The organism is Streptococcus sp. HMSC077D04 (genome assembly GCF_001808785.1).
In the GTDB taxonomy this organism is placed as follows: Bacteria; Bacillota; Bacilli; order Lactobacillales; family Streptococcaceae; genus Streptococcus; species Streptococcus mitis_BX.
Window position 1 is genome coordinate 24,426 of record NZ_KV794529.1, and the last position, 6,593, is coordinate 31,018.

General features: G+C 37.8%; 9 protein-coding genes and 1 pseudogene. 5 read left to right on the plus strand and 5 right to left on the minus strand.

Annotated elements, in window-relative coordinates; all coding sequences use genetic code 11:
• A partial coding sequence (locus tag HMPREF2701_RS11480; protein ID WP_261674408.1) for an LPXTG cell wall anchor domain-containing protein occupies positions 1-642 on the plus strand: 642 nt, incomplete at its 5' end.
• Between the two features lie 139 nt (positions 643-781).
• Here HMPREF2701_RS11480 and HMPREF2701_RS03905 read toward each other — a convergent pair.
• From HMPREF2701_RS03905 to HMPREF2701_RS03925, 5 genes are read right to left on the minus strand one after another with little or no spacing between them, the layout of a single operon-like run.
• Positions 782-925: a hypothetical protein gene (locus HMPREF2701_RS03905; RefSeq protein WP_004269895.1), complete on the minus strand. Its 144-nt coding sequence runs from the start codon at positions 923-925 to the stop codon at positions 782-784.
• A 28-nt stretch (positions 926-953) separates the two neighbouring features.
• Entirely contained in the window at positions 954-1,247 is a 294-nt protein-coding gene (locus HMPREF2701_RS03910) for a DUF5960 family protein (RefSeq protein WP_004269894.1), read from the minus strand.
• Positions 1,240-1,602, minus strand: coding sequence for a hypothetical protein (locus tag HMPREF2701_RS03915; RefSeq protein ID WP_070482171.1), 363 nt, complete (start codon positions 1,600-1,602; stop codon positions 1,240-1,242). Before HMPREF2701_RS03915 ends, HMPREF2701_RS03910 begins: the two co-directional genes overlap by 8 nt.
• A complete protein-coding gene (locus tag HMPREF2701_RS03920) occupies positions 1,599-3,014 on the minus strand; it encodes a Y-family DNA polymerase (protein WP_070482173.1) in 1,416 nt (471 codons plus the stop codon). The genes HMPREF2701_RS03915 and HMPREF2701_RS03920 overlap by 4 nt, the downstream gene beginning before the upstream one ends.
• A gap of 3 nt (positions 3,015-3,017) precedes the next feature.
• Positions 3,018-3,704, minus strand: a complete 687-nt coding sequence (locus HMPREF2701_RS03925) for an XRE family transcriptional regulator (RefSeq protein ID WP_070482175.1) — start codon at positions 3,702-3,704, stop codon at positions 3,018-3,020.
• A gap of 237 nt (positions 3,705-3,941) precedes the next feature.
• On the opposite strand from HMPREF2701_RS03925, the gene HMPREF2701_RS03930 reads away from it, so the two are divergent.
• The 4 genes and pseudogenes from HMPREF2701_RS03930 to HMPREF2701_RS11010 form a co-directional block, all read left to right on the plus strand.
• The gene (locus HMPREF2701_RS03930) at positions 3,942-4,490 is read left to right on the plus strand and encodes a YqeG family HAD IIIA-type phosphatase (protein ID WP_070482177.1); all 549 of its coding nucleotides are present in this window, start codon (positions 3,942-3,944) and stop codon (positions 4,488-4,490) included.
• Positions 4,474-5,310, plus strand: coding sequence for a VanW family protein (locus HMPREF2701_RS03935; protein WP_061590057.1), 837 nt, complete (start codon positions 4,474-4,476; stop codon positions 5,308-5,310). The genes HMPREF2701_RS03930 and HMPREF2701_RS03935 overlap by 17 nt, the downstream gene beginning before the upstream one ends.
• 53 nt (positions 5,311-5,363) lie before the next feature.
• A complete protein-coding gene (locus HMPREF2701_RS03940; RefSeq protein ID WP_049509862.1) occupies positions 5,364-6,032 on the plus strand; it encodes a beta/alpha barrel domain-containing protein in 669 nt (222 codons plus the stop codon).
• Between the two features lie 386 nt (positions 6,033-6,418).
• A pseudogene (locus tag HMPREF2701_RS11010) lies at positions 6,419-6,593 on the plus strand (ISL3 family transposase); the annotation flags it as partial.

Here is a 6,593-nt window from a genome sequence, read left to right on the forward strand (position 1 = left end):
GAGGCTAAGACTCAAGAAGACGTCAACAAAGCTCTCAATAAGGCTCTTGAACAAATCAAGCAATTACAACCTAGCCAACCAGAGCAACCGGTTGAACCGAAACAACCTGAAAAACCAATTACTTCTTCAAGTCCTGAAGAGGGAGTTAAGGACCTTGTCTTTAAACTTCCAAGTTTGGATATTGTCAAGAAGGCAGTACCATTCAAGACTATCCGTCACGAAAATCCAAACTTAGATAAAGGAAAAGAGAAAGTTCTAGCAGAAGGGAAAGACGGCCTGCTAATTGAGTATGTCGAAGTAGATGGTAGCAATCGCAAGGTAGTTCAAACTGAGTCAACTCCAGCTCTAGACAGAGTGATTGAAGTCGGGACTAAACAAAGTTCTGTAGGAACAGAGGCACCACCAGTTGTAACTCTTCCTGAGTATGTTCTACCTAGAGAAACTGAAAAACCAGCTCCTGCAGTTGTAACAGAAGATTCACCAAGAAAAGATGAAAAAGCACCTGTTGCTACTACAGTTAAACAAGACAAGAAAAAACAACTCCCAGAAACTGGAGAGCAAGAAGCAAATGCCTTCTTATTCTTGGCTGCTATTACTTCAGTATTGTCTCTACTCATATTCCAAAAGAATTTCAAAGACTAATTAAAATCTTTACTTAATTCTTTTCAATGATTCTAGTTCCCCCAAAGAGAAGACCAGCCGGTCTTCTCTTTTTCTATATATAAATCAAAAGATATCCATAAATTCCTATGGATATCTTAGTATCTATAAAACAGAATGATTATTTGGGATAAGTATTTTCAAATTCAACAACAATTTCAAGTAAACGATTATCTAAAAAAGATAGGGCTTCTTGTCTAATCTCATCAGAAAGACCATAATAAGCTTCTGCAATTCCTCCGCAGATAGCTGAAATGATGTACACCAGAGAACGAGCTCATCTCCTACCAAATCTACTGGCCACTATTTTTAATCCCAGCATATACATAGGTCCTATTTCTAGGACACGCTTTTTCCGTTACCACCCTAAAATAAAATCTATGCTCCCGCCCATCCTTGGCATTTTCCTTATTTAAGACAAAGTAGTTCTTCTGATTCATTGCCATGGTTCGTAGGATGTCATCAATCAAGAAAGTCAAGGGTACGTTCATGGCAGAGTATTTTTGAAAATCCTCTTCAAAACGAATATAGTTATCTGAAAAGTAATCCATCTGCAGTTTGTTTTCATACAGCTCTTTTCTAGTCATAAACTCCCTCCTCCCACAGCCGAATTTCTAGGATATCTGCAACATCTATCAACCTATATCCCTCGTTTGTCCTAATAGATAAAGTCTGAGGCCATAACTCTCTCACCACACCGATGATAGTGGTTTTCTGCTTCTTTTCCTTTAGCACAAAACTTGCCTTAAGTTGGCCAACATAAAGCTGAGAAAGCAAGTGCAACTTCTCATCTGGAGTCAAATCCGTCGAAAAATCAACACGGCTTTTTTCTTCACTGAGCGAACTGGTGTGTTCTGAAAGGTAAAATCCCATCCACTTCTGCATCCCTGGATCTTGATAATCTCGCGCGGATTGAAAGGGTAAATAAGAACGATCAATCATTGTAATCCATCTAATCCTCCAGCAGAATGTCCCCCAATCAGCTTGCTTCTGGCAAGACTCCTAGAGGCTTCTTCCAGTGCATTTGCTCTTAAAAGGGAAGTGAAACCAAATTGTTCCCGAATGGAGTCAATGACCGTCTGGAGCCTTTCTTCTTTTTCTAACTTGTCAACATCATCAAAGAGGGAAATCAATCCAAAGGACTCGTCTACAAAGCCTGAATAGTTAACTCCGACACTTCTAACCGCTCCAGAAGTGTATTTGTCATGAAATAGCTTCAAAACATAATCCGTTAAGACAGCTGTATTATTGGTCGGTTCGACCTTCATTTGTGTGTGAATAGACGACCTGATCTCCTGTTTAGAGAAACCGACATAGAGAGAGACAAGGGTTGTTTTCTTGCCCACCCTTCTCAGCCTAATAGCTACCTGCTCCGCCATTTCTCGGAGAATAATTTCAATATCCCGTAGCTTCACGTAGTCTCTCGGCAAGATTTGAGAATTACCCAGGCCCTTGGATTTGGCTTTATAGGGCTTATGAACATTGCTCTCATCAATTCCGTTAGCATGAAACCACAAACGCAGACCAGCCTGCCCCAGAGCTTTCTTTAGCTGGTCGGGATTGCTGGTTGCCAATTCCTTGATGGAAAAAATCCCCAGAGCATGCAAGCGTTTCTCCATCCGCCTGCCAATTCCCCAAAAGTCGGTCATCTTGGGAATGGACCAGACCTTCTCTTCCACATCCTGGTAAGACCAGTTGGCCCTCATGGTCGGAGTGTGCTTGGCCTCATTATCCAGAGCCAACTTGGCTAGTAAGGGATTGGCATTGGACATACCTACTGTAGAGTAGATCCCTGTCTGCCTCCAAATATCCCTCTGAATACGGGCAGAAAGCAGATCCAGCTTGTCTTTGCGAGAGAGACTCTTATCTGGGATGAAATAGTTGAGTGAACTAGTCAGATCAATAAAGCCCTCATCGATAGAGTAGGGATAAATATCATCTGGACCGCCATAGTTTTGAAAGATTCGCTGGATTTCCATATTGACTGCAATGTACTCGTCCATTCGAGGAGGGACAATCAAGGTAACTTGAGCCCAATCTTCGATGTAGCGAACATAGTCTGAGTCGGTAGGTAGCCCTTGCTTTCGAGCATTGTAATAGGAAAATTTTCGCGTTTTGATATCAAAAGGCAAATCATAGGCCCGACCAACATTTGACTTGCCAAAAATCTTCTTAAATAGGGGAGAGGAGGCTAGGATAAGACCAGTTGAATTATCCGCTCGACTCATGACACAAAGGGAGGTTTTCAGCGGATGCAAGCCCCTTTTCACACACTCGACACTAGCATAAAAGGATTTCATATCGACAAAGGCAATGTCACTTTTGGGCTCTCTGGAATAATCAAAATAGCCCATTGGCTAGCCCTCCATCGGCACAAAGTTCCCAACGATAATCCCCACAATCCGAGGATCTTCCTCATAGGAGATTAAAATATCCTTGTATTTAGGATTGATAGAGACCAGACGCAAGCCATTCTCCTCTCGATAGACCCGTTTGATATAGGTCTGATTGTTACAAACCACTGCATAAACCGCCCCGTCATAGTCAAATCCTGTCTCTCGAATCAGAGCCACTGAACCATTTTGGTATTTGGGTTCCATGGAGTCCCCAGACACCCAGGACGCAAAATCATGGGCTAGTTCCTCATTAAAGTAAACCGTATCAAAATTCTGATCATCGTAGACCGAAGCCCCAATCCCTGCTGACATGCGTTCATAAACACGGTACTCGTAGAGGCGCTCTGGCATCGCTGTTACTTTCTGGGCTTTCTCCTCTTGAGATAGGTTGCGAGCATAGAGAACAACCTTCTCCTGCCCTTGCTTGGAGAGGCTATGGTAGAGACGGACAATCTCGATCTGAGTAAAATATCCTTTGGATACCTTTAAAATGTTCTCTAACTGGGCTACCTTCTCCTTAGACGGTTCTTTGATTCCACGTTCCCAAGCTGAGTAAGCCTGGAAACTAATCCCAAGTTTCTCTGCAATTTCCCTCTGTGTCAGTTTTAACTCTTTCCTCCGAGCCTTGAGTTTCTCTGGCTGATACATACTTCACCTCCTATTATGATAATTTAATGGACATTATCTCTCTTAGAAAGACTAATCGATGCTTGAATCCATATTTTTAAAACTCAACCAATTTGGTTTAGTTTTATTATATAAAAAAAGTGGACGGTTGTCTACTAGGAATATCTATTTCTGCTACACACTTAATAGTGGTATTGACCTTGTTCTATATATGTGCTAGAATTATTGTTATATATTCAATGAAAGGCTTTACACAATATGTTTCCATTCATGCCGGCGGCACGAGCAAAAACTGTTTTTGATATCCCCTATCAAAGATTATATCAACTTGGTTTTAAAGGATTAATTTTTGATATCGATCAAACTCTTGTGATGCATGGTGCCCCTGCTACAGAACAAGTTATTGAACTTTTTCAAAATCTCAAAGCCATTGGTTTCCAAATTTTTCTTTTGTCAAACAACGACGAAGAAAGAATTACACAATTTAATCAACATTTATCTGTTCCTTTTATTCCTCTTTCTGACAAACCAAATCCTAAGAACTTTAAAAAAGCTCTTAACATGATGCAGCTAAAGCCATTTGAAACAGTTATGATTGGAGATCAACTTTTTACAGATGTCCTGGGAGCTAGTCGGGCAAATATCTCCACTATCTTGGTTGATTTTTTATATGATCCTAAAGAAGGCGGAATTGGTAAAAAACGATGGGTTGAAAAATTAATACTTCATACTTACCCATTTTTGAGACAAAAAAATAAAAATTTAGATGTGATCAAAAAGGAGAAACAACATGGTTTTTTGGAATAAGGATCTATTATTTTGTGAAATTAGTCCTACAACATATAAAATCTCTTTAAAAAAAGAAAATCTAAAACGACATATCCAGAACTTTAAACAAGGAAAAAAATTCTCTAAGATTCGTCAAGAAAAGATATTACCTAACTTAGTTTCATCATATTCTACCCAACTGATAAAACGTGGTCCTGGAATTGATATTAATCTTCAAAAAGGAAAAGCTACCAACATACAGATTGCTAGTAAAAATCTAAATAACATTATCATTCATCCAGGAGAAGAATTTTCTTTTTGGAGTTTAGTTGGTAATACAACAAAGAAAAAAGGATACCAGGAAGGGCGAGTTATTATTAATGGAAAAGTAGAACCTGATATTGGCGGCGGGCTATGTAATTTAGCTAACTTGCTTCATCTTTTAATTGTTCATAGTCCTATGAAAATTACAGAATTTCATTCTCACTCTGATGCATTAGACCCTGATAAGGGGACTCGGAAACCATTTGCGAATGGAACTTCTGTACAGTATAATCATCAGGACTATCGTTTTAAAAATAATACTGACCAACTTATTCAATTGAGAACATGGACTGAAAATGAAATTCTCTTCGGGGAATTAAGAAGTGAATCACAATTTCCGTTCACTTATCAGATAGTTGAAGAAAATCATCATTTCAAAAAAGAAGGCAATTATTACTATCGCAATTCCATGATTTATCGTGAAAAACTTGATAGAATAACTGAACAAACTTTGGAAAAAGAGCTTATTTTGAAAAATCATTCAAAAGTCATGTACGATCCGAAGCTCATTCCTACTGAAATGATTAAACAATAATCTAAATATTCTACTATCAAAAAAGACTTAAATTCAAGATAAAAGGAACTATTATGAACACCACACCTAAATTAATCGTTATGCTGACACATAATGATCACACAGTTGAAAATGCTAGTGAAATTTTCGAATCCTGTAAAAACTCTAAAGCTCAGTATTGGGGATTTAAGGAAAAACCTCTTCCTATTTCTGAAATGAAGTCTCTATTCTCCAGAATGAAATCTTGCGGCAAAACTACTTTTCTTGAAGTTGTTGAATATGACGAAGAAAGTGGACTTCACGGTGCAAAAATTGCAAAAGAATGTGGGTGTGATATTTTAATGGGAACTGTCTTCTTTGATTCAATCAATCAATTCTGCAAAGAAAACAACATGAAATACATGCCATTTGTTGGACAAATTACTAATCGCCCATCTATTCTAGAAGGTTCTATCGAGGACATGATTTCTGAGGCAAAGGAATATCTAGCAAAAGGAGTTTACGGATTTGACTTGCTAGGGTACCGATATACAGGTGATCCTGTCAAACTAAACAATGCTTTTGTTCAAGCTATAGAGGCTCCCGTTTGTTTGGCTGGCAGTGTTGATAGTTATGAACGTTTAGATGAAGTCATTGAGGCAAATCCTTGGGCTTTCACAGTCGGAAGTGCATTTTTTGACGAAAAATTTGGCACAGATTTTCATAAACAAATTAATAATGTTTGTAATTATATGGAAAAATAAGGCAAAATATGCTTTATAGCTAACTCTTTAATTTTATCCAATAAATTCGATTTTAATATTAACAAACTACCTTCTAAAAATTAGATTTTGCATCTAATTTTTAGAAGGTAATTTTTTTATTTTGAAATAAATTAGAAATTCAGAAAAAATGCTATAACTCTAAAACCATTTCAACATGAAAAATATTTCATGTTATCACTCTAAAAATCAGTGATGAAAATTCTAATTTTCAGACAAAAAAAAGACATCCAAGAGAAAATTCGGCTCTATAATATTTGTAGTGGGTAAATCCCCTATGGATCTTATGGAGCCTATTTTGTTGTAGAAAAAAAGTCCCATATGACCTATAATGAAAAGCGACTAAACAACTCATTAGAAAGATTCATATGGAACAATTACATTTTATCACAAAACTACTCGATATTAAAGACCCTAATATCCAGATTCTAGACATCATCAATAAGGATACACTCAAGGAAATCATCGCTAAACTGGATTACAATGCCCCATCTTGTCCTGATTGTGGACATCAAATGAAGAAATATGACTTTCAAAAACCGT

Excerpts from the sequence above, each read along its gene's own strand:
- HMPREF2701_RS03910 (WP_004269894.1), bottom strand. The coding sequence starts at position 1,247 with ATGACTAGAAAAGAGCTGTATGAAAACAAACTGCAGATGGATTACTTT.
- HMPREF2701_RS03915 (WP_070482171.1), bottom strand. The coding sequence starts at position 1,602 with ATGATTGATCGTTCTTATTTACCCTTTCAATCCGCGCGAGATTATCAA.
- HMPREF2701_RS03920 (WP_070482173.1), bottom strand. The coding sequence starts at position 3,014 with ATGGGCTATTTTGATTATTCCAGAGAGCCCAAAAGTGACATTGCCTTT.
- HMPREF2701_RS03925 (WP_070482175.1), bottom strand. The coding sequence starts at position 3,704 with ATGTATCAGCCAGAGAAACTCAAGGCTCGGAGGAAAGAGTTAAAACTG.
- HMPREF2701_RS03930 (WP_070482177.1), top strand. The coding sequence starts at position 3,942 with ATGTTTCCATTCATGCCGGCGGCACGAGCAAAAACTGTTTTTGATATC.
- HMPREF2701_RS03935 (WP_061590057.1), top strand. The coding sequence starts at position 4,474 with ATGGTTTTTTGGAATAAGGATCTATTATTTTGTGAAATTAGTCCTACA.
- HMPREF2701_RS03940 (WP_049509862.1), top strand. The coding sequence starts at position 5,364 with ATGAACACCACACCTAAATTAATCGTTATGCTGACACATAATGATCAC.